This is a genomic window from Sphingopyxis flava, from assembly GCF_900168005.1.
In the GTDB taxonomy this organism is placed as follows: Bacteria; Pseudomonadota; Alphaproteobacteria; order Sphingomonadales; family Sphingomonadaceae; genus Sphingopyxis; species Sphingopyxis flava.
In genome coordinates, this window is sequence record NZ_FUYP01000001.1 from 191,765 (window position 1) to 213,060 (window position 21,296).

18 protein-coding genes are annotated in these 21,296 nt (G+C 65.2%); 6 read left to right on the forward strand and 12 right to left on the reverse strand.

What is annotated here, in order from left to right; genetic code table 11:
* Positions 1-24: 24 nt before the first annotated feature.
* The 6 genes from B5X69_RS00960 to B5X69_RS00985 all read right to left on the reverse strand — a co-directional run bounded on the left by B5X69_RS00960 (position 25) and on the right by B5X69_RS00985 (position 5,967).
* Complete coding sequence (locus B5X69_RS00960) at positions 25-876, reverse strand: CheR family methyltransferase (protein ID WP_079636815.1); 852 nt, start codon at positions 874-876, stop codon at positions 25-27.
* Entirely contained in the window at positions 873-1,982 is a 1,110-nt protein-coding gene (gene cheB / locus B5X69_RS00965) for a chemotaxis-specific protein-glutamate methyltransferase CheB (protein WP_245798496.1), read from the reverse strand. The genes B5X69_RS00960 and cheB overlap by 4 nt, the downstream gene beginning before the upstream one ends.
* Positions 1,983-1,990: 8 nt before the next feature.
* Positions 1,991-2,365: a response regulator gene (locus B5X69_RS00970; RefSeq protein ID WP_053553573.1), complete on the reverse strand. Its 375-nt coding sequence runs from the start codon at positions 2,363-2,365 to the stop codon at positions 1,991-1,993.
* A gap of 76 nt (positions 2,366-2,441) precedes the next feature.
* A complete protein-coding gene (locus B5X69_RS00975) occupies positions 2,442-2,879 on the reverse strand; it encodes a chemotaxis protein CheW (protein WP_245798502.1) in 438 nt (145 codons plus the stop codon).
* Positions 2,876-5,260, reverse strand: a complete 2,385-nt coding sequence (locus tag B5X69_RS00980; protein ID WP_079636820.1) for a chemotaxis protein CheA — start codon at positions 5,258-5,260, stop codon at positions 2,876-2,878. Before B5X69_RS00980 ends, B5X69_RS00975 begins: the two co-directional genes overlap by 4 nt.
* 62 nt (positions 5,261-5,322) lie before the next feature.
* Complete coding sequence (locus B5X69_RS00985; protein WP_079636821.1) at positions 5,323-5,967, reverse strand: histidine phosphotransferase family protein; 645 nt, start codon at positions 5,965-5,967, stop codon at positions 5,323-5,325.
* A 192-nt stretch (positions 5,968-6,159) separates the two neighbouring features.
* On the opposite strand from B5X69_RS00985, the gene B5X69_RS00990 reads away from it, so the two are divergent.
* From B5X69_RS00990 to mtgA, 4 genes are all read left to right on the forward strand, one after another.
* Positions 6,160-7,116 (forward strand): RluA family pseudouridine synthase, encoded by a 957-nt coding sequence (locus B5X69_RS00990; protein WP_079636822.1) that lies wholly within the window; start codon positions 6,160-6,162, stop codon positions 7,114-7,116.
* Positions 7,117-7,193: 77 nt separating this feature from the next.
* The gene (gene rpoH, locus B5X69_RS00995) at positions 7,194-8,096 is read left to right on the forward strand and encodes an RNA polymerase sigma factor RpoH (RefSeq protein WP_053553569.1); all 903 of its coding nucleotides are present in this window, start codon (positions 7,194-7,196) and stop codon (positions 8,094-8,096) included.
* 43 nt (positions 8,097-8,139) lie between these two features.
* On the forward strand, positions 8,140-9,249 hold the full coding sequence (locus B5X69_RS22180) for a M23 family metallopeptidase (protein ID WP_079636823.1): 1,110 nt from the start codon (positions 8,140-8,142) through the stop codon (positions 9,247-9,249).
* Positions 9,250-9,291: 42 nt separating this feature from the next.
* The gene (mtgA, locus tag B5X69_RS01005; protein WP_079636824.1) at positions 9,292-9,999 is read left to right on the forward strand and encodes a monofunctional biosynthetic peptidoglycan transglycosylase; all 708 of its coding nucleotides are present in this window, start codon (positions 9,292-9,294) and stop codon (positions 9,997-9,999) included.
* A 41-nt stretch (positions 10,000-10,040) separates the two neighbouring features.
* On the opposite strand, the gene B5X69_RS01010 is transcribed toward mtgA, so the two are convergent.
* The 3 genes from B5X69_RS01010 to guaB are packed head-to-tail and all read right to left on the reverse strand — an operon-like array spanning position 10,041 to position 13,273.
* Positions 10,041-10,565 (reverse strand): tetratricopeptide repeat protein, encoded by a 525-nt coding sequence (locus B5X69_RS01010; protein ID WP_079636936.1) that lies wholly within the window; start codon positions 10,563-10,565, stop codon positions 10,041-10,043.
* Positions 10,566-10,597: 32 nt separating this feature from the next.
* The gene (locus B5X69_RS01015) at positions 10,598-11,788 is read right to left on the reverse strand and encodes an RsmB/NOP family class I SAM-dependent RNA methyltransferase (protein ID WP_079636825.1); all 1,191 of its coding nucleotides are present in this window, start codon (positions 11,786-11,788) and stop codon (positions 10,598-10,600) included.
* 27 nt (positions 11,789-11,815) lie between these two features.
* The gene (gene guaB / locus B5X69_RS01020) at positions 11,816-13,273 is read right to left on the reverse strand and encodes an IMP dehydrogenase (RefSeq protein ID WP_079636826.1); all 1,458 of its coding nucleotides are present in this window, start codon (positions 13,271-13,273) and stop codon (positions 11,816-11,818) included.
* A 278-nt stretch (positions 13,274-13,551) separates the two neighbouring features.
* Here guaB and B5X69_RS01025 point away from each other — a divergent pair, with 278 nt between their 5' ends.
* A complete protein-coding gene (locus B5X69_RS01025) occupies positions 13,552-14,664 on the forward strand; it encodes a GGDEF domain-containing protein (RefSeq protein ID WP_079636827.1) in 1,113 nt (370 codons plus the stop codon).
* 71 nt (positions 14,665-14,735) lie between these two features.
* On the opposite strand, the gene B5X69_RS01030 is transcribed toward B5X69_RS01025, so the two are convergent.
* Genes B5X69_RS01030 through B5X69_RS01040 form a run of 3 tightly spaced genes read right to left on the reverse strand, consistent with a single transcriptional unit; the run spans position 14,736 to position 20,538 of the window.
* Positions 14,736-16,154, reverse strand: a complete 1,419-nt coding sequence (locus tag B5X69_RS01030) for an efflux transporter outer membrane subunit (protein WP_079636828.1) — start codon at positions 16,152-16,154, stop codon at positions 14,736-14,738.
* Positions 16,154-19,354, reverse strand: a complete 3,201-nt coding sequence (locus B5X69_RS01035; RefSeq protein WP_079636829.1) for an efflux RND transporter permease subunit — start codon at positions 19,352-19,354, stop codon at positions 16,154-16,156. Before B5X69_RS01035 ends, B5X69_RS01030 begins: the two co-directional genes overlap by 1 nt.
* Entirely contained in the window at positions 19,351-20,538 is a 1,188-nt protein-coding gene (locus B5X69_RS01040) for an efflux RND transporter periplasmic adaptor subunit (protein ID WP_079636830.1), read from the reverse strand. Before B5X69_RS01040 ends, B5X69_RS01035 begins: the two co-directional genes overlap by 4 nt.
* Before the next feature lie 147 nt (positions 20,539-20,685).
* Here B5X69_RS01040 and B5X69_RS01045 point away from each other — a divergent pair, with 147 nt between their 5' ends.
* On the forward strand, positions 20,686-21,282 hold the full coding sequence (locus B5X69_RS01045) for a TetR/AcrR family transcriptional regulator (RefSeq protein ID WP_079636831.1): 597 nt from the start codon (positions 20,686-20,688) through the stop codon (positions 21,280-21,282).
* Positions 21,283-21,296 lie beyond the last annotated feature (14 nt).

The following is a 21,296-nucleotide window of genomic DNA, read 5'->3' on the forward strand; positions in this document are numbered from 1 at the left end:
TCAAATTGCAAGGTTGGAGCATCGTCAGGCGGCGACGCGGCGCACCTGCTGGTCGGCGGGTTCGTAAAGACCGCGCAGGCGCGGGCTGGCGACGAACTGGTCGGTTTGTCCAAGAACGGTTTCCCCCGCTCCCAGCACGAGAAAGCTCTGCGGCGCCGCGACCGCGCGCAGCCGGGCAAAGGCCTTGAGACGCATGGGCGCTGCAAAATAGAGCAGGAGGTTGCGGCAGAAAATAAGATCGGCAGGGTGCGTCAGCGGCGGTCGGTCGACGAGCATGTTCTGCACGGAAAATTCGATTCGGCGTCGAAGATCGGCCTTGGCGAGCCAGCCGGCCTCTGTCTGATCGAACCAGCGCACCATGCGCTGGACGGGAAGGCCGCGCTGGATTTCAAACTGGGAATAGATCCCGACGCGCGCGCGCGAAATCGCGTGGTAGCTGACATCGGTCCCGATGATCTGGATCTGCCAACCCGCCCACCGTTCGGCCTGCTCTGCGAGCAGCATCGCCATCGAATAGGCTTCCTGTCCCGTCGACACCCCGCAATGCCAGATGGTGAGGCGGCGCGACAGCGCATTGACCTCGCGGATATGTTCGAGCGCCTTGGTAGCAATGTCGTCGAATACGCTGTGTTCGCGATAGAAAAATGTCTCATTGTTGAGCATTGCATCGACCGTGTCGTCGAGCAGTTGGCGGCTCGTCGAGGTGACAAGCGCGGCAACGAGCGCATCGAGATCGGCGATGCCGTGACGCTGCATCACCGGCTTCAATGACATTTCGATCCGCCAGATCCGGTTCGGCGACAAGCTTTGCCCCGTGCGCGATTCAAGAACGCCCATCAGCACGCGGTAGGCCGACTCGCTCGCGCTCCCCATCATGGCTTGTGTCCCGGAAGGAAGCTGCCGAGCATCAGCGCGATCGCATCGGGGTTGAGCGTTGCTGCCGCGATTCCCGTCTTGCTCACCGCGCCTGGCATGCCCCAGATCACACAGCTTTCGGGCGCCTGCGCAAAGACCGTGCCGCCCGCAGCCTTGAGCCGTGCGGCGCCGTTCGCGCCGTCGCGCCCCATGCCGCTCAGGACGATGCCAACACCGCCCTTCCCGTAGACTTCGGCAACCGAGGCGAACATCGGATCGGCCGAGGGGCAGCACCCATTTTCGGTCGGGTGGCGATCGAGCGCGATCTCGCGGCGGCGGCCGTTCGCGATCACGACAAGGTGCGCGTCACCCGGCGCGAGATAGACATGACCTCGCTCGACAATCATGCCCGCCGCCGCCACGCGCACCCGGCGCTGGGTCATCGTCGCGATCTGGCGTGCGTAGAACTCCATGAAAGCGTCGGGCAGATGCTGGGTCAAAAGAATGGGCGCGGTGATGCGGCGATCAAGGTGCGCGATGAAGTTTGCAAAGGCCGGGATCCCCCCGGTCGAGGCAGCGACAGCGATGCATTCGAGCGGCTGATCGGTGTCGAGCGCCATCACAGGCGGCGGCGCCGGTATCTGGTGAGGCCGTGCGATCACGGGCGCTGCGGGAGGCTGCTGGCCGAGGGTCAAAATCCGCTCGGTCAGCACGTCGGCGAAGCGACCTGAAAAGCTCCCCCGCCCCGGTTTGGCGAGCGTGTCGCTCGCGCCAAGCGCGAGTGCGTCGATCGCGGCGGGGCCGCCCTCGTCGCAATTGGAAGATAGGATGAGGATACGCGCGCCCTGCGCGCGCTCGAGGAGGTGCGGCAGCGCGTCAAGGCCGTTCATCCCCGGCATTTCGACGTCAAGCACGATGACATCGACGGGTTCGCCCGCAAGATAGGCCAGAGCCTCCTGTGCCGATGCAACCGAGGCGCAGATCCTGAGCTGCGGCCGCTGATCGACGATCCGTTCGAGAATGCTGCGCACGACCAGGCTGTCATCGACGAGCATCACACGCACGGTACGTCCCGAGGGCAATGGCGCCGCTTCGCGGCTGGAAATGTCGAGCTGTGGCTGACTCACTTTGGTCCTCAGGCGACGCCGACGAGCTGCAATTTTCCTTCGAGTGTTTCGCGATCGAATGGTTTCATCACATATTCGTCCGCACCGGCCTCGATCGCCGCGCGAATATGATCGATGCTATTCTCGGTCGTGCAGAAAACGACGCGCGGCCGCTCATCATGCCCGAAATCGAGATCGTTGAACGCCCCCAGAAACTCCATTCCGCTCATGACCGGCATGTTCCAGTCGAGCAGGATTACATCGGGTCGGTTCGCGCGGCAGAAAGTCAGCGCCTCCTGTCCGTCGGCCGCCTCCTCGACGGCGAACGCCATGCTTTCAAGAATATGACGCGCGACCTTGCGAATCACTTTGCTGTCATCGACGACCAGACAGGATTTCGACATTCTCATATTCCTCCGCCCCCGGGGTAGCGCACCTTGTTAACGCGAAGGGGTGTCCAGCCCGTTAATAAGAAGACTGTCATGCCGCGCTCGCAACGGGCAGAGTGATGAAATGGGCGGGATCGACAACGAGCAGCGACGCCCCCTCATGTTCGATCATCGCATCGGCAACGCGCGCCCAGCCGGGAAGCAGCTTTCCCGCGACGCGAGTCTCGGGCGCATCGATGAAGCAGACATCCTCGATCGCGTCGGCGAGCAGTGCATAGCCATGGTCGGCAACATCGACGACGATCACCCGCTGACCCTCGATTACCGTCACCGGTGCCAGCCCGACAACGACATGCGGATCGATCAATGTGAAAACGCGGCTGCGCAGTGCAAAAAGTCCCGCGACGTGCGGCGGGGCAGCGGGCACCTCAACCGGGGTTCCGACCGCTACCACCGAATGGATCGCGCGGCTGCGCAGCGCGACGCGCGTGTCAGCGATGCGCGCGACGAGATAGAGTTTTTCCATCATGAACCGCCTCCCCCGATCCGGACGCGCAGCGCTTCGAGCAGCGCCTGACGATCGTAACGATAAACCGATTGATCGTCGGGCCCGGCGGCCGCGGCCGCTGCGCGCAGACGGATCACCGGCACTCCGTCGGCGATCAGACTCTCCTCGTCCGAAAGCGTCAGGAACACGTCAGGCGCGCCCCCGGCGAGGGCATCGTCTGCCGAGGCAACCCGGTAGCCCGCGCTGCGCAGGATCGGCGCGAGAAAATTTTCGCCCCAGCCGTCGGCATCGCCCGCGAGCTGGCAGAGCGGCTGGCGCGCCTCTGAGGCGATCTCGCCGTGCGCATATTGCTCCATCAGCCAGAAGGGATCGAGCAGTTCAACCGGTTCGCCGCCGACGAGGGTAACGCCCGAGATCAACCCGGGGACCGGCGCCGGCTGGACGGTATCGGGCAGCCGCACAATATCGATCACGGCCTCGATCGGATAACAGAGCACCCGCTGCCCATCGTGCAGACGAAGGAGCTTCAGCATCCCGGCGTCTTCGGGGAGGCGCCCGGCGTGAACGGGGAAAATATCGTCCCCGATCTGGGCCTGCACCAATCCTGCGCTCTCGAAGAGCGCGAGCGCGGGAACCTCCTCGACGCGCTCGATGACCGAGAGGCGAATGCCGCGAACGCGGCCGCCCGTGTCGCGGAACAGAAGAAGCTGTGCAGCCTTGCGCGCCGCGACCGCCTCAGCTTCGGCTTCCTCGGCTTCGTCATGGCAGCGCCCGGCTTCGGACGCATCGATCCCCGCAGCCGCGAGCAGACCCTGAACGTCGAGCAGCAAGACCGGCCGACCATTGTCGGGCAAGGTCGTGCCCGCGTAAAGGCCCGTCGCCATGATCAGCGGCGCGGCGGGCTTGATCACAAGTTCCTCATGATCGTGGATCGCCGCGACGCTCAGCGCATAGCTTTGCCCCTGTCCGGGCCGAACGATCACGATCGCGCGATCCTCGGCATCCTCGTCCGCTCCTGGTTTCAGGCCCAATATCTCTTCAAGCCTCAGCAGCGGGAATTTCTCGCCGCGTACCGTCGCAAGTTCGCCCCCTCCGACACAATCAATGCGCGCGCTGTCGCTGCTTTCGAGCAGGATTTCGCGAACAGCGCCGCGCGGAATGGCAAAATATTGACCTGCTGCGCGCACCATGAGCCCCGAGATGATCGTGAGCGTCATCGGAACCCGCAGGAGGATCGTCAGCCCGCGCCCTTCGTCATTGCGCAGCTCGACGACCCCGCCGATTTTCTCGAGGTTCGCCTTGACGATGTCCATGCCGACCCCGCGCCCCGAGACCGAGGTGATCTTGGCCGCGGTCGAAAAGCCCGGGCGGAAGATCAGCTCAAGCTTGTCCTTCGCACTGAGCGCGCGGGCCTCGGTCGCGGTGACAATCCGCGCTGCGACTGCTTTGGAGACCAGCGCATCGGGCGAAAGGCCGCGCCCATCGTCGCGCACCTCGATCTCGATCTGGTTGCCCGACTGGCGCGCCGAGACCGACAGCGTTGCAATCACGCCCTTCCCGGCCGCGACGCGCTGGTCGAGCGGTTCGATGCCGTGATCGATGGCGTTGCGGACGATGTGGATCAGCGGATCGCGAATATTCTCCATCATCTCGCGGTCGAGCTCGACCTCGCCGCCGCTGGCGACGAATTTCACCTTTTTCCCGAGCTCCTGTGCGAGGTCGCGGACGATGCGTGGCAGCGGCGCGAACAATTTGTCGATGCGCTGCATGCGCATCTGGCTGACCGACTGGCGCATCCCCGCGATCGAATCGGAGAGGCGGTCGAACGAGGCGATCAGGCGGGGGTCAGCCCCCGATTCACGCAGCATGCGGGCAAATTCGTTGCGCGCGAGGACGATGTCGGTGACCCCCGTCATCACGCTGTCGAGCAGCGGCAGAGGCACTCTGATCGATCGCCACGCCTGAAGTTCGGCGGCCAGATCGTCTTCGCGGCGCAGCTGGATTTCGGCCGGCTCGGGCGATGCAGGCTCATCGGCCGCAAGCGCCAGCGCCTCGATCACCTCGCCGTCATCGCCCGCGGGTTCGCCGCCGCCGGTGCCAAGCGCGCCGCACAAGTGGGTCAGGCGATCGATGACCCCGAGAACCCCGGTAACGAGCGCCGCGTCAGCGGGCCGATTGCCCCGCCGGACCTGATCGAGCGCGTCCTCGGCCGCATGAGCCAGCGCCGTGACGCGCGGCAACGACAAGAATCCCGAGCTGCCCTTGATCGTGTGGACGAGGCGAAAAATGGCATCGAGCCGCTCACGGTCGCCGGGATCGGCCTCCCATGCAACGAGCGCACCGCCCGCCTCGGCGAGAATTTCGGCGGTTTCAGCCAGAAAGTCGTTTAGCAGATCGTCCATTGCGGTTCCGGTGCGCCCCAAAATCGAAGCGCGACCATGCCGAACAATGGTTAAGGGAGACTTTACCCGCGTCCGCGCAAGACGGCACCGACCAGGAGCGATGTCGGCGTCTCGCGCGCGAGCATCACCGTGCCGCCGTTCTGCTCCGCGACGGCCTGCACCAGCACCGCAGGCGCAGTACGCGAGCTCATCGCGCCGGCGCTCTCGCCTTCCGCGAGGATGCGCTCGACATCCTTGTCGACCAGAATGCGTTCGGCCTCGGCGTGAAGCGCAATCTCGATGCCGTCGGCCTGCTTCTCGCACCCAATGTCGAGCCGGCCGCCGCGCACCAGCGCGTCGACGAGGATCAACGCGAGGTTGAGGATGATCTTGACCGCAGGCTTGGGCAGCGGCTCGTCGCTGATCATCCAATGGAGGGTGATCGGCCGATCGGCCATGATCCCCTCGATCGCCGACCTCGCTTCCGCGGGCGGCACCGCCTCGCCGAAACCGCCCGCCGAACCAAAGGCAAGGCGAAAAAATTTGAGCTTGGCCGCCGATGTCCGCGCGCTCTGTTCCAAAAGCTCGAAACAGCGCGCGCGCATGTCGGGGTCCTTTTCGTCGGCGAGCAGCTCGAGCCCGTTGGCGAATGCCCCCACCGGGCTTAGCAGGTCATGGCAAAGCCGCGAGGCCAGCATGGACGCGAAATCGACGCGATCGTCGGACATGGATGTAATGGCTCCCCAGCGCAGATCCGGATATTTCCGGCCTGCCGGTCCCTAGGGCAAGCGCGGGCACGAGAGCAAGGGCGAACCCCGCATCCGTTTCGCAAGACATGCCCGTCGGCGGCCTTCTGAGACGAAGAGATTAGCGCCCCGCCAATTCTTGAAATCCGGTATCTCGCACCCACATCCCCCCCAATGCAGGGGGATGAGGACATTTTGACCATAGCGCTCGGTGAGGGCGCCGCCGGTGAGCGGCTCGACCGGGCGCTCGCCGAGGCGCTTCCGAACCTGTCGCGCGAACGGCTCAAAATGCTCATCAAGGGAGGCCGCGTTGCGGATGCGAGCGGCGCGGTGCTCTGGGACCCGTCGGCCAAGGCCGCGGCGCCCACGACGATCAAGGTCCGCCTTCCCGCTCCGGCGCCTGCGCACAATGTCGCGCAGGACCTTGGCTTGGTCATCGCTTATGAAGACGAGCACCTCATCGTCGTCGACAAGCCCGCAGGCATGGTCGTGCATCCGGCTGCGGGCAACGCCGACGGCACGCTGGTCAACGCGCTGCTCTACCATTGCGCGGGGCAGCTTTCGGGGATTGGCGGCGTCGCCCGGCCGGGGATCGTGCACCGAATCGACAAGGATACGAGCGGGTTGATCGTTGCCGCAAAGCACGACAAGGCGCATGAAGGGCTGGCCAGGCAGTTCGCTGCGCACAGCATCGAGCGCCGCTATCTCGCGCTTGCAACCGGGCGGCCGATGCCGGCCAATGCTACGGTCGACGCAGCGCTCGGCCGATCGGCGACCAACCGCAAGAAGATGGCGGTGGTTCCGACAGGACGCGGCAAGCACGCGATCACGCATTACCGCACCATCGAGCTGCTCACCGGGGCAACGCTGATCGAATGCCGGCTCGAGACAGGGCGTACCCATCAGGTGCGCGTTCACATGGCGCATATCGGCCATCCGCTCATCGGCGATCCGGTCTATGGGCGGTCGCGCAAACCGCTGTCCGATGTGCTCAAAGCGCGGGGCTTCGCGCGGCAGGCATTGCACGCGGCCCATTTGGGTTTTATTCATCCGGTAACTGGTAACAAGATCGCGCTCGACAGCGAACTCCCTCAGGATATGCGGGAACTGATCGATGAACTGCGCGTTTAAGTTTCGAATAAAAATCTATCTCGACCGCAGGATGGAACCGCGGCATCACTCTCCTTCTGAAATTTAGGGAAGACGCTATGGCTAACAAGAGCAATGTTCCGGCAGTAGTGCCCGCACTCGGCGGTGAGGCGAGCCTGAACCGCTACCTGGCCGAAATTCGCAAATTTCCCCTCCTGACCCCCGAGCAGGAATATATGCTCGCGAAGCGCTTTCAGGAGCATGGGGACAATGAAGCTGCAGCGCAGCTTGTGACCTCGCACCTGCGGCTCGTGGCGAAAATCGCAATGGGCTATCGCGGCTACGGCCTGCCGGTCAGTGAATTGATCAGCGAGGGCAATATCGGGCTGATGCAGGGTGTGAAGAAGTTCGACCCCGAACGCGGCTTCCGCCTCGCGACCTATGCGATGTGGTGGATCCGCGCATCGATACAGGAATTCATCCTGCGCTCGTGGAGTCTTGTCAAAATGGGCACCACCGCTGCGCAGAAGAAGCTGTTCTTCAACCTTCGCCGGATGAAGAATAATCTCGAGGCCTTCGAGGATGGCGATCTGTCGCCCGAAAATGTCGCGAAGATTGCAAAGGACCTTGGCGTAACCGAGGACGAGGTGATCAGCATGAACCGCCGCATGGCGATGGGCGGCGACACGTCGCTCAACGTGCCGATGGGCGAGGATGGCGACAGCCAGTGGCAGGATTTGCTCGGCGACGAAGGGCCGCTGCAGGACGAACGCGTGGCGGAAGCGGAAGAACGCGACGTGCGCCACGAGCTACTTACCGAGGCGCTCGAAACGCTTAACGAGCGCGAGCGTCACATCCTCACCGAGCGCCGCCTCACAGACGATCCGAAGACGCTCGAGGATCTGAGCCAGGTCTATGACGTCAGCCGCGAACGCGTCCGTCAGATCGAAGTGCGCGCGTTCGAGAAGCTGCAGAAGGCCATGCTCAAGCTCGCCGGCGAACGGCGGCTGGTCGGGGCCTGACGCGAAGATTTGCCGCCGGCGCCCTTTGCCATAAGGTGGCGCCATGTGGCTCCTTCCTCTTTTGGCGGCGCTGGCGGCACCTGCCCCCGCCCCGCCCCTCGCCTCGCCATCGGCGGATATGCAGGCATTCGACGCCGACATTCGCATTTCCCCAGCGCCGGTCCGCATCGGGGACGAGCGACATCTCGTCTATGAGATGCACCTGAGCAATTTCGCGGCCGTCCCGCTGACCCTTGACCGTATCGTGGCGCGCGACGCTGCGAGCGGCGCTGAACTGCTTGCCCTTTCAGGCGCCGCGCTTGAGGCGGCGTTAGGGCATGTCCCATCGGGAGGCGGCGCGACGATCGCGCCGGGCGCGCGGGCGATTGCCTATTTCGACATCGCGCTAACGGACGGTTCTCGTCCCGCGAAGATCGCGCATAGTCTTGAGATCCGCCAGGACAATGGACGCCGCGTCATCGAGGCCGGCACCGTGACGATCGACCCACGCCCACTTCCCATTCTGGGTCCGCCCTTGCGCAATGGACCGTGGGTAGCAGTCTACGCGCCCGAGCTTGAGCGTGGTCATCGCCGAGTTCCCTATGCCGTCGCGGGACGCGCGAGGATCCCTGGCCGTTTCGCCATCGACTGGATGAGGGTCGACGCGAAGGGCCGGCTCGACCGCTCGGACGGCAAGGCGCTGGCGGATTCGCTGAGCTATGGCGCCGAGGTGCTCGCGGTTGCCGACGCGGTGGTCGCCGCGACGCGGGACGACGTCAACGAGCCGCGATGGCGCGCCGATCTCCCCAAAGTTGCGATCGGCGATGCGGCCGGCAACTACATCGCTCTCGATCTTGGCGGTGGCCGCTACGCCCTTTACGAGCATCTCCAGCCCGGCCTGCGCGTGAAGCCCGGCGACCGGGTGAAACGCGGGCAGGTGATCGCCCGCCTCGGCCTCACCGGTCAGGGCACCGCACCGCATCTTCACTTTCATATGGCCTCCTCGCCTTCGCCGCTCGCAGCCGAGGGCCTCCCGTTTCTGGTCGAGGGCGCGACGCGGATCGGCGGCTATTCGTCAATCGAAAAGCTCGGAACGGCATGGCAGCCGCTGCCAGCCGCTGCGCCGGGCCCGATGTTTCCGCCCGCGAACAGCGTCGTTCGCTTTCCCGAATGATCCGCTTGTCCGACCGCCCCGCGCTGCGATAGAGACCCGGCGATGAGCCCAGCGACCAAAGTCCGCCGCCGCAAGCTGCCCTGGTATCTGCGGCCGTTCAAATGGCTGCTCTGGTTCATCGCGATTTCGGCGATCTGGGTCCTGATCTATGTCGTTGTTCCGCCGCCAGTGACCTTCACCATGCTTGCCGACCGCAATGGCATCACCAAGGACTGGACGGGCCTTTCGCATATCGATCGCAACATGGTGCGCGCAGTGATCGCGGCCGAGGACGGCAAATTCTGCAGCCACGACGGGTTCGACCGGGAGGCGATCGAGCAGGCGATCGAACGCAATGCCAAGGGCAAGAGGCTGCGCGGCGGATCGACGATCAGCCAGCAGACGGCCAAGAATGTCTTCCTTTGGCAGGGCAGCGGCTGGACGCGATATGTCCGCAAGGTCCCCGAGATCTGGTTCACCTTCCTTATTGAAAAAATCTGGGGAAAGCGGCGGATCATGGAGGTCTATCTCAACGTCGCCGAGACGGGTATTGGCACCTATGGCGTCGAAGCGGGCGCGCAGCGCTATTTCCGGCACGGCGCGGCAAAACTCTCCCCGGCGGAGGCTGCGCGCATCGCGGCAATTCTACCGCTGCCCAAGAAGCGCGAGGCCGTGAGCCCTTCGGGCTTTACCCGCCGTTATGGCAATATGATCCGCGCGCGGATCGGCGTCGTTCGCCGCGACGGTCTCGACCGGTGCGTTTACGATTGAGTGCTCCCGCGAACGCCGAGGGCGGGAGCGAAGCGCGCTTCCTAATTCTGTTCGCGCGTCACCGTCGTCACCACCGGCTTTGGCGCAATTGCCTCGGCCGCGACAACGCGCTTCGATACGCTGGCCGCGATCGCCTTTTCGAGCGCGGCGACCTGCGGACATTTGTCCGAACAGACCCGCTGCGCCGCCGCCAGTTTCTCCCGCGCGAGCTCGATAGCCCCCTTTTCGGCCAACGCTTGTCCCTGGCCCACGAGCGCTGTGACATCATTGGGTTCGAGGAGGAGTGCCTCGCGATAGAGGCCGATCGCCTTGCCCGGCAATCCCTGCGCCCGCGCAACCTGCGCGAGCGCGATGATCGCCGAGCGATTGCGCGGATCGGCGGCGAGGGCTGATTCATAATAATCGATCGCGCCGTTCAGATCGCCCATGCCCTGGGCTTCCTCGCCCTGCTTTTGGAGCGCAATCGAACGCGGAAGAATGTCGTTATCGGCGCGCTGCGCGTCGGAGGCGGCAGGCAGGCTGGCGAGGACAAGACCGGCACCGAGAGCCAGCAAACTGACACGCATCGCATTCTCCCATTTCGTCATGTCGAGAGAGCCTAACATGGTGCCGTCAGCCGTGCGAGAAAAAAGCCATCGCATCCGTCATGCCCCGGCGTCAGCAGGAAACCCGCGCCGGCACGCCGTCCGACGCGGGCTGGAAGCGGCTCGGCGTCGACTCGCCAGCCCGGATGCCGGTTCAGAAAATCATCCATCTGTGCCCGCCCCTCGCGCGCGATGATCGAGCAGACGGCATAAAGAAGTTTTCCGCCCGGCGCCACCAGCCCGGCTCCAATCTCGATGAGCTTCGCCTGATCGGCAAGGTGCCGCTCAAGCCGCGATGACGTCAGCCGCCAGCGCAGCTCGGGACTGCGTCGCCAGGTGCCGCTGCCCGAGCAGGGGGCGTCGACAAAGACTCGGTCCGCTCTTCCCTGCCAGTCGGCAAGCATCGCATTTTCCTTGCCAGGATCGAGCAGCCGTGTCGCAATGCGGGTCGCTCCTGCCCGCTCGGCCCGCGGCGGCAGCTGCTGGAGCCGCGCGCGGTTGGTGTCGCAGGCGAGAATGTCGGCGCCGTTCTCCGTCACCGAGGCGATGGCGAGCGTCTTTCCGCCGCCGCCCGCACAAAGATCGACGATGGCCATGCCGGAGGCGGCACCGAGCGCGGCCGATGCATATTGGCTCGCCGCATCCTGCACCTCGAACCGCCCCTGGGCGTGCGCCGGGTGCTGCGTCGCGGCGGTTTCGGGTGGCAGCCGCCAGCCATCGGGTGCGTGTGCGATGGGCGCACCCTCGGGAAAGAGCATGGCGAGATCCTCGCGCTTCGCCTTGATCCGATTTGCGCGCAGGTCGAGCGGCGCGCGGGCCAGCATCGCAGCGCCTTCCTCGGCGCTTACAAGCGGATCGAAAAGTTCGGCGAGCGCTGGTGCCACAAAGCCCGCTTCGGCGCGTGGCTCATTGGGCGTTATCGGGGCCGGACCATAAGGCGAACCATCGAAGAGCGCGGCAAGATCGGGCCGGAGGTCGGCCAGCGCGACCATCGCCGCCCGCCCCGAGGGCGGAGCGATACGCACCGCACGGATCGCTTCATAGACATGGCCGCGGATCGCGCGGCGATCTTTCGATCCCGCGTAGCGGCGCTGGCGCATCGCGTCCGCAAGGAGCGCATCGGCAGGAGCGCCGCCCTCGCGGGCCGCGACGGCAATTGCATCGAGAATCTCGATCGCCGCCTGGACGCGTGCTGCGGGGGTCATCGGACGTGCTTCGGGTGCAAGAGCCGACTAGCCCGCCGGATAGTTGGGCGCCTCGCGCGTGATCGCGACGTCGTGGACATGGCTCTCGCGCAGCCCCGCGTTGGTGATGCGCACGAACTTTGCGCGCTCACGAAGATCCTGGAGCGTGCGGCTCCCGGTATAGCCCATCGCCGCCTTCACGCCGCCGACGAGCTGGTGGATGACGTCCTTTGCGGGCCCCTTGAAGGGCACCTGCCCCTCGATCCCTTCGGGGACGAGCTTCATCTGGTCCTTGATGTCCTGCTGGAAATAGCGGTCGGCCGAACCGCGCGCCATCGCGCCGACGCTGCCCATACCGCGATAGCTTTTATAGGTGCGGCCCTGATAGAGGAAAGTCTCCCCGGGCGCTTCGCTCGTGCCTGCGAGCAGCGAGCCCACCATCACGCACGAGGCGCCCGCGGCGAGCGCCTTTGCAAGATCACCCGAGGTTCGCAGCCCGCCGTCGGCAACGACCGGGATATCCTGCTTCGAGGCTGCCTCGACGCTGTCGAGGATCGCGGTGAGCTGCGGCACGCCGACACCCGCGACAACGCGGGTGGTGCAGATCGAGCCCGGACCGATGCCGACCTTGACCCCGTCGGCGCCCGCGTCGATCAGCGCCCTGGTTGCATCGCCGGTCGCGACATTGCCCGCGAGCACCTGGACCCGGCTTGAAAGTTTCTTGATCCGCTCGACCGTCGCGCCGACCATCTTGCTGTGGCCGTGCGCAGTATCGACAACGATGAGGTCGCATTCGGCGTCGAGAAGGGCCTCGGCGCGCTCGACGCCGCTGTCACCGGTGCTCGTCGCCGCTGCAGCCCTGAGGCGGCCGCTCTCATCCTTGGTCGCATCGGGAAAATTGACCGCCTTTTCCATGTCCTTGACGGTAATGAGGCCGATGCAGCGATAATCGTCGTCGACCACGAGCAATTTCTCGATGCGCCGCTGATGGAGCAGCTTGCGCGCCTCGTCCTGGCCGACGCCGGGACGCACGGTCGCAAGATTATCGGACGTCATGAGTTCGCGCACCGGCTGCTTCGGATTTTCCGCAAAGCGTACATCGCGATGGGTGAGTATGCCGACGAGCTTTCCGCCCGTCTCGACCACCGGAATTCCCGAGATATTGTGCTGCGCCATGAGCGCGGTCGCATCGGAGAGCGGCGCGTCGGGGGCGATGGTGATGGGGTTCACGATCATCCCGCTTTCGAAGCGCTTGACCTGGCGCACCGCCGCCGCCTGCTCCTCGATCGTAAGGTTGCGGTGGAGCACCCCGAGCCCCCCGATCTGCGCCATCAAGATCGCCATGTCGGCCTCGGTCACCGTGTCCATCGCCGAGGAGAGAATGGGGATGTTGAGCCGGATGCCGCCGGTAATCCGGGTCGACAGATTGGCGTCGGACGGCAGTATATCGGACGGACCGGGGACCAGCAACACGTCGTCGAAGGTCAGACCGGTGATGATTTCCATGGGTGCCACTTTCTGGTGCGGGCGGCGCCTGCCCCGCATCACGGTAGCGGCGCGCGCGATTCGTTCGGTGGCGGCCCATGTAACCAGTCGAGGGCGAACGCGCCAGTAGGCGATGGACGAATATTTGGAAGCAAGCGCCCGCGGCGCCTCAAAGCTCCCGCAGGCGCCAATGTAACCGGTTGCATTGCGCGGATGCGCCCGTTAGACCAGCGCTAATAGCATGGAGGCGGGAGGCCAAGCGCGCTTAAAATGGCAGACGTGCGCCCGTTAATCGTCGCATGACCATTGGAAGCACCATATCGCGGGAGCCGGTCGGGCGGCTCCTCGGTTACCTAGGGCTGCGCCGTCCCCGAAGCGACGCGCCCGCATCGAGCGATGCGCCCGACCCCGGAGGAGTGCGGCAGGCGCGCCGCAACCTCATCGCGGCTATTGGAGGCTTCCTGATCGAGAATGACCTCGAGGTCTCGCCCGCCAATCTGCTGGTTGCCCATAGCGCCTTTTCGGGGCGCAATCCGCAGCTCGCGCGCCAGATTGCGAGGCGCAGCCGGTCACGCGAAGGCGTCAGTCAGCAGTGGATCAACGAGGTCACCAGCGAAGAAACGCAGCACGAGACCCGCGCGGATCTCGACCGGCTGATGGCACGGCTCGAAACCAATCTCGACGCGTTCCAGACGCGCTCCAGAGCCGCGCATCAGATGACGCGCGACTATGGCAGCGAGCTCGAAGAACATCTCACCGACCTCGAGCGGCTCCAAAAGACGGGCCAGATCGTGTCGAGCCTTGCCGACCTTGCAAAGGCCATGCTCGAACGCACGCGCAAGGCAGAGGACGAAATGCGCCGCAGCGAGGAAGAGGCAAAATCGCTGCGCCGCAGCCTCGCTCGCGCGCAGCGCGACGCCGAAGTCGACTATCTCACCGGCCTACCCAACCGCCGCGCCTTCGAGGCGCTGCTCGAACGCCATTATCGCGAGGCGCGCGAGACGCCCGTGGCGCTGAGCGTCGCTTTTTGCGACATCGACAATTTCAAGGCGATCAACGACGCGCACGGCCATGAAGCGGGCGACCGCGTGCTCAAGGTCATTGCCGACACGCTCGCGCAGATTTCGGACGACAATTGCCACGTCGCACGCCACGGCGGCGAGGAATTCGTCATGCTGTTCCGCGGCCTGACCCCTACCGAGGCGGCGGCGCGTCTCGACGGCGCGCGCGCGCGGCTCGCTGATCGCCGCCTCGTCAACCGCAAGACCGATACGCCTTTCGGCGTTGTCACCTTCTCGGGGGGCGTCGCGGATGTGTTCGGATACCCGGGCCCCCGCGCGGCGCTGAAAGCGGCCGACGATGCGCTCTATCGCGCCAAGGAGGCTGGACGAAATCGCGTCGAAATCGCGTGACCATATAGCCTCGCGCGGTGCCGCGAGGCCGGGGGTGGAGCTATTGGGGGGATGCTCCACCCCTGTTTGGATCAAGCGCCGGTTGCCGCCTCTTGCCACCCGCCGCCGAGCGCGAGGAACAGGGCCACGAGATAGGTCGAGCGTTGCTGCTCGGACTGCGCAATGGTCGCCTGGATCTGCGCCAGCGAACGTTCAGCGTCGAGCACAACCTGGAAATTCTCGCGTCCCGCCTGATAACGCAGCCGCGCGATCCGCGCGGCCTCTCCGGCTTCCTCGGATGCCCGGCGAAGCGCGGAAAGCCGGTCGAGTTCGCCCGCATAGGCTGCAAGCGCGCTTTCGGTCTCCTGCAGTGCGGAGAGCCAGGCCCCGTCGAAGGCAGCGAGCGCGGCATCGGCGCCGGCTTCGGCCTGTCTGAGGCGCGCGCGCGCGGCAGCCATATTCGGAAAATTCCACGATATGAGCGGGCCGAGCGAGAAGCGAAAGCCGTCAGAGGAGCCGAGCCCAGAAATCGACCCTGCGGTTGAGCCGATCGAACCTCCAAGGCTGATGCTGGGATAAAGTTCCGCGGTCGCGACATTGACCCGTGCTGCTGCGGCCGCGAGTTCCCGCTCCGCACGGCGGATATCGGGACGCCGCGCGAGCAGCGAGGCGCCATCACCGACCGGTATCGGTCGGTCAAGCGCGGGCGGCGCCTGGCATTGCAGCACGGTCTCGGGCGCTTCGGCGGGCGGCTTCCCCGTCAGCACCGCGAGCCGGTAGAGTGCGGCTGACCGCTGCGCCTCCAGCGTCGGCAGCGCCGCGCGCGTCTGCTCGAGCAGCGCCCCCGCCTGTCCCGTTTCGAGCCGGGTCGCGCGGCCGCCCTCGAAGAGGCGGCGCGTCAGATCAAAGGTCTGCTCCTGTATGCGCAGCGTCTCCTGTGCTGCTGCGAGCTGGCGGTTGAACGCGCAGACGTCAGCGTATGCGCGCGTGGTTTCGGCGGCGACAGTGATGCGCGTCAAATCGAAGGCCGCCTGCACGGCTTGCGCATCAGCGCGGCTTGCGCGGATCGCGCTTTCGACGCGGCCGAAGAGGTCGACCTGATAGCCGACATCGAGCCCGACATCATAGGTCTCGCCTTCAACCGGCCCGATCCCGGTGGTGCTTCCACCCTGACGCGCATAGGCGCCGCTCGCGCCGACGCGCGTCGTCGGCAGGCGACCGGCCTTCGCTTCCTTCAGCACCGCGCGCGCCTGCGCCAGATTGGCGGCGGCGACGCGCAAGTCCGTATTGGCTGCGAGCGCCTGCTCAACGAGCGCGTCGAGGGCCGGGTCGCCGAACAGGCTCCACCATTCGCCCGGGGGTTGATCGCCAGTGAAGACAGGCGATTTTTCGCCTTCGACAAAAGGCGATTGCGAAGGTGCCGTGGGCACAGGCGAAACATGAGCCGGCCCGACGGTGCAGCCGGGCAGCGCGAGCGCGCCCGTGGCGGCAAGAAGGAGGGAACGCTTCATTACTGAGCCTCCAGCGACTTGCCGCCGCCCGCTTTGTGGCCACGGCGCTTTACCCACGCCTTCGTCCGCTCGCCGATCTTTCGGCACACGACGTAGAAGACCGGTGTGAAGATCAGTCCGAAGAAGGTCACGCCGAGCATCCCGAAGGTAACCGCGGTGCCGAGCGCCTGGCGCATTTCCTGCCCCGGTCCGGTTGCGATCGCGAGCGGGATCACCCCGAAGATGAAGGCAAAGCTGGTCATCAGGATCGGGCGCAGACGCGAGCGCGCGGCATGGACCGCGGCCTCCATCTTGCTCATCCCCTCCTCCTCCTCGCCCTGCTTGGCGAATTCCACGATGAGGATCGCATTCTTCGCCGCGAGCGCGATGAGGACCACGAGGCCGACCTGCGTCAGGATATTATTGTCCATCCCGCGCAGATTGACGCCGATCATCGCCGCGAGGATGCACATCGGCACGATGAGGATCACCGCGAGCGGCAGCGGCAGCGATTCATATTGCGCTGCCAGCACGAGAAAGACGAAGACCACCGCGAGGAGGAAGATCAGCACCGCGCTGCTTCCGGCCGCCTTTTCCTGATAGGCAAGCCCCGTCCACTCATAGGCGAAGCCGGCAGGCAGCGTGCTGGCGGCAATCTCTTCCATCACGCCAAGCGCCGCACCCGATGAGACGCCGGGCGCCGCCTGCCCCTGGAGCTCGACCGCCGGGAAAAGATTATAGCGCACCACGCGCGTCGGCCCGCTGTCGTCACGGAAGGTCGCAACCGACGACAAAGGCACCATCTCGCCTGACGTGGACCGTACCTGAAGCCGACCCACATCCTCGATCCGCGCGCGTGAAGCCGGCTCCGCCTGCGCTGTCACGCGGAAGGTGCGGCCGAGAAAGTTGAAGTCGTTAACATAGGTCGAGGCAAGGTAGGTGCCGAGCGCCGCATAGACCTGGCTCGGATCGACACCCAGGATCTGCGCCTTGTCGCGGTCGACGTCGGCAAAGATGCGCGGGCTTGCGGTGTTGAACAGCGAGAAGACCTGCTGCACCTGGTCATTTTGCGACGCTGCGCCCATCATCGCGCCGGTCGCCTGCTCAAGCTCGCGATAGCTCCCGCCGCCGGTCGCCTGGATCATCATGGTGAAGCCATTGCCGCTGCCGAGCCCTTGCACCGCGGGCGGCGCGATGACGAAGGCATTGGCCTCGGGGAGTGCGCCCGCGAGCGCGCCCGATAGCTGGCCGGACAGTGCAGCGGCACTGAGCTGTTTGCCGCGCTCCTCCCAGTCCTTGAGGCGGATGAACATCGTGCCGGCGTTCGAGGCCGTCGAGAAGCTCGACCCGTCGAGCCCTGCAAAGGTCGCGATGCCGTCGACCCCGTCGAGACCCATGACGGTCTGCTGCGCGCGCGCCAGAACCTCGCTCGTGCGGTCGAGCGATGCACCGGGGGGCAGCTGGACCACACCGATCAGCACCCCCTGGTCCTGATCGGGAATGAAGCCCGTCGGCGTCGCTGTCAGACGCCACCCGGTGAACGCGAGCAGCACCGCATAAATGGCGAGCATGAGCCCTGCCTTGCGCACGAGATTTGCCGTCGTTTGACCATAGCGTTCGGAAAGCGTGTCAAAGGCATGATTGAACCTGTCGGCCGCGCGGCGTGCGACGCGCAAAACCCGATTTGCGGGTTCTTCCTGCTGCCCCTCCTCGTGCGGCTTCAGGAGCAGCGCCGCCATCGCGGGCGACAGCGTTAGCGATGTCAGCAGCGAAAATACCGTCGCGGCGGCAATCGTGACCGCGAACTGCTGATAGAAGATGCCCGGAATGCCCGGCACGAAGGCGGTCGGAACGAACACCGCGACGAGCACGAGGCCGATGGCGATGAGAGCGCCCGACACCTCGCCCATCGTCCGGTGCGCCGCCTCGCGCGGACTGAGACCCGCGCGCACATGCTTTTCAACGGCCTCGACGACGACGATCGCGTCATCGACGACAATCCCGACCGCAAGGACGAGCGCGAAGAGCGACAGCGAGTTGATCGAAAAGCCGAGCGCGAGCTGCACCGCAAAGGTGCCGACGAGCGCGACAGGGATCGCGACGATCGGGATGATCGCGGCGCGCCAGGTCTGGAGGAAGACGAGCACGACGAGGACGACGAGGACAAGCGCCTCGACCAATGTTTCCTGAACCGCACTTACCGACGCCTGGACATATTCGGTCGGGTTGAAGGGGATCTGATATTCAAGGCCCGGCGGAAAATCCTTCGAGGCAGCCTCGACCTCTTGCAGGACGAGGTTCGCGGCATCGAGCGCGTTGGCACCGGGCTGCTGGATGACGGCCATGCCGACCCCCTCCTGCCCGTTGAACACGCCGCGCACGCCATAATCCTGGCTTCCAAGCTCAACGCGCGCCACATCCTTCAGCCGCGTGATCGCTCCGTTCTGCGTGTCGGTCTTGATAACGACATTCGCGAATTGTTCGGGTGTCACGAGGCGACCGGGCACCTCGACCGGCAATTCGAACGCCGGATTGCCCTTGCCATAGGGCGGTGCGCCAACCGACCCGCCAGCGACCTGAACATTCTGGTTCCGGAGCGCTGCGACAATCTCGGTTGCGGTCAAGTTGCGCGCGGCGGCCTTGTCGGGGTCGATCCACACGCGCATCGAATAATAGCCGCCGCCGAATATCTGGACGCCGCCAACGCCTTCGAGGCGAAGCAACCGGTCGCGCAATGTCGAGTTCGCATAGTTTCCGACATAATCGGTATCGATCGCAGGGTCGGTCGACGTGAGCGCAACGATCATCAGGAAGCCGGTTTCCTGCTTGTTCACCTGGACGCCGATCTGGCGCACCTGCTCGGGGAGCCGCGGTTCGGCAAGCGCGACGCGGTTCTGCACCAGAACCTGCGCGGCATCGAGATCGGTGCCCGGCTCGAACGTCACGGTGATCTGCGCTGCACCCTGCGTCGATGACGACTGGATGTAGAGCATGTTCTCGACACCGTTGATCTCCTGCTCGAGCGTCGATGCCACCGTTTCCGCGATCGTGTCGGGCGATGCGCCCGGATAAGCGGCGGTGATGCCGATCGTCGGCGGGGCGATCTCGGGATATTGTGCGAGCGGAAGCTGCGGGTACGAGAAGGCCCCGATCAGCGTGATGAAGATTGCAATGACCGCCGCGAAGATCGGACGGTCGACAAAGAAGCGGCTGAACTTCACTTGGCCGCGTCCTTCGCGGGCGCTGACCTGGATGTACCGGCCGGCGGCGCGGCCTTGCTCGTGACCACCTTACCATCCGGGAGGATGCGGCCTGCCTCCACCTTGGCGGGCTGGCCGGGCATCGCGCGCTGAATGCCGTTCACAATGACGCGGTCCTTCGCGGTGAGGCCGGTACGCACGACCCGCAGGCCATCGATGACGGGACCGAGGGTAACCGGGCGCGCCTGCACGACATTCTTGGGACCGATCACATAGACGACGCGGCGGGCAGCGTCGGTGACGATCGCGGTGTCGGGAACGAGGATTGCCGCGCGCGGCGCCGAGGCGGCAAGCTGAAGCTGTCCAAAAAGGCCCGGGCGCAGCTTGCCGTCGGGATTGGGAACAACCGCGCGCACGGTGATCGTGCCCGAACCCGTGCTCAGCGCATTGTCGACGAAATCGATCTTGCCCGTGCGGCTATACGCCTCCTCGCCCTGCAAGCGAATGCGCACCGGCGAGCCTTCGAGCGTGTCGCCCTGCCGCTCATAGGCGAGCAGGCTCGCCTCCGACCCCTGGAAGCTGAAGTGCAAGGGATTGGTCGATACGATGGTCGTCAGAACCGTCTGGTCGGCAGTGACCGCATTGCCGGGATCGACGAGCCGCTGCGATACGCGGCCCGAAATCGGCGCGGTAACGCGCGTGAAGCCGACATTGAGCTCGGCGCCGCGGATCGCGGCGCGGTTTGCAGCTACATCGGCCTCGCCCGTGCGCACGGCAGCGCGGCGCTGCTCGACCTCTTCGCGACTTGCCGCCTGTGACGCTGCGAGCGTTTCGGAGCGCGCAAGCTCGGTGCGCGCATTGGCAAGGGTTGCCTGCGCGCGCGCGAGCTGCGCGCGCGCCTGGTCGAGCGCAGCCTGCGCAGGACGCGCATCGATCGTGAAGAGCAGCTGCCCTGCCCGCACATATTGCCCATCGGAAAAATGCGATCGCGTCAGATAGCCTGAGGCGCGCGGACGCACCTCGACGCTCTGGATTGCCTCGAAGCGGCCGACGTAATCATCCCATTCGGTGACCTCCTTCACCAGCGGATTTGCGGCGGTGACGGGCAGCGCGGGGGGGCCGCTCTGCGAGCTGTCCCCGCCTGAACAGGCGGAAAGAAGCACCGAAAGAAGGATCAGTGGCGCGAGGCGAGCGCGCTTGAGCATAGCGTTTTTCTTTTCTGTCAGGGCGGTTCGGCATCGCGCGGCAGGGAGGGGGAGGCGCAGCGCGATGCCGGAGGAGTGCCCTAAATTGCGATTTCCATTAAGTCAACAGGTGTTGATTTAGTTCTCAACTCAGATAATAGAAGCATTATGTCGAGGACCACGATCGTCCCTCCGGGGATCAAGAAACGCGATGCGATTGCAACCCGCGCGTCGATTTTGTCTGCGGCGCGCGACCGCTTTCTGCGCGAAAGCTATGCCAGCGTCGGCCTGCGCGATATCGCCGGCGATGCCGGCGTCGATGTCGCGCTGATCAGCCGCTATTTCGGCGGCAAGGAAGGGCTGTTTCGCGATGTCCTGCTTCACGGCAAGGAAGGGGGATTGTTTCGCCAGCCGCTCTCCGCGACCGAGATTCCCGCCTATCTCGCGCAGCTTGTCGTCGACGACGCCGACGAGAACCGCCAGCACCGCATGGAGATGTTCATCGTCATGCTCCGCTCGGCGTCCTCGCCCCAGGCGGGAGAGATTATTCGCGATCTTGTCCATCATGATATTCTTGGCCCCCTCGCCGAGATCCTTGGCGATGAGAATGCCGAGCTGCGCGCCAACATGCTGCTCGCGGTTCTCATGGGGATCGGCGTGCTGCGCACCATCATGAAAATCGACGCGCTCGATGGGTCGCCGCGCCAGCGCGCGGAATGCGAATATCGCTTCCGCTGCCTGTTCGAGGCCGCTTTGACCTGCTGAGCGGGCTCGCAGCG

Coding starts and splice junctions, on each gene's coding strand:
- B5X69_RS00960 (WP_079636815.1), bottom strand. CDS start 876: ATGATGGGGAGCGCGAGCGAGTCGGCCTACCGCGTGCTGATGGGCGTT.
- B5X69_RS00970 (WP_053553573.1), bottom strand. CDS start 2,365: ATGTCGAAATCCTGTCTGGTCGTCGATGACAGCAAAGTGATTCGCAAG.
- B5X69_RS00975 (WP_245798502.1), bottom strand. CDS start 2,879: ATGATGGAAAAACTCTATCTCGTCGCGCGCATCGCTGACACGCGCGTC.
- B5X69_RS00980 (WP_079636820.1), bottom strand. CDS start 5,260: ATGGACGATCTGCTAAACGACTTTCTGGCTGAAACCGCCGAAATTCTC.
- B5X69_RS00985 (WP_079636821.1), bottom strand. CDS start 5,967: ATGTCCGACGATCGCGTCGATTTCGCGTCCATGCTGGCCTCGCGGCTT.
- B5X69_RS00990 (WP_079636822.1), top strand. CDS start 6,160: ATGCAGGGGGATGAGGACATTTTGACCATAGCGCTCGGTGAGGGCGCC.
- rpoH (WP_053553569.1), top strand. CDS start 7,194: ATGGCTAACAAGAGCAATGTTCCGGCAGTAGTGCCCGCACTCGGCGGT.
- B5X69_RS22180 (WP_079636823.1), top strand. CDS start 8,140: ATGTGGCTCCTTCCTCTTTTGGCGGCGCTGGCGGCACCTGCCCCCGCC.
- mtgA (WP_079636824.1), top strand. CDS start 9,292: ATGAGCCCAGCGACCAAAGTCCGCCGCCGCAAGCTGCCCTGGTATCTG.
- B5X69_RS01010 (WP_079636936.1), bottom strand. CDS start 10,565: ATGCGTGTCAGTTTGCTGGCTCTCGGTGCCGGTCTTGTCCTCGCCAGC.
- B5X69_RS01015 (WP_079636825.1), bottom strand. CDS start 11,788: ATGACCCCCGCAGCACGCGTCCAGGCGGCGATCGAGATTCTCGATGCA.
- guaB (WP_079636826.1), bottom strand. CDS start 13,273: ATGGAAATCATCACCGGTCTGACCTTCGACGACGTGTTGCTGGTCCCC.
- B5X69_RS01025 (WP_079636827.1), top strand. CDS start 13,552: ATGACCATTGGAAGCACCATATCGCGGGAGCCGGTCGGGCGGCTCCTC.
- B5X69_RS01030 (WP_079636828.1), bottom strand. CDS start 16,154: ATGAAGCGTTCCCTCCTTCTTGCCGCCACGGGCGCGCTCGCGCTGCCC.
- B5X69_RS01040 (WP_079636830.1), bottom strand. CDS start 20,538: ATGCTCAAGCGCGCTCGCCTCGCGCCACTGATCCTTCTTTCGGTGCTT.
- B5X69_RS01045 (WP_079636831.1), top strand. CDS start 20,686: ATGTCGAGGACCACGATCGTCCCTCCGGGGATCAAGAAACGCGATGCG.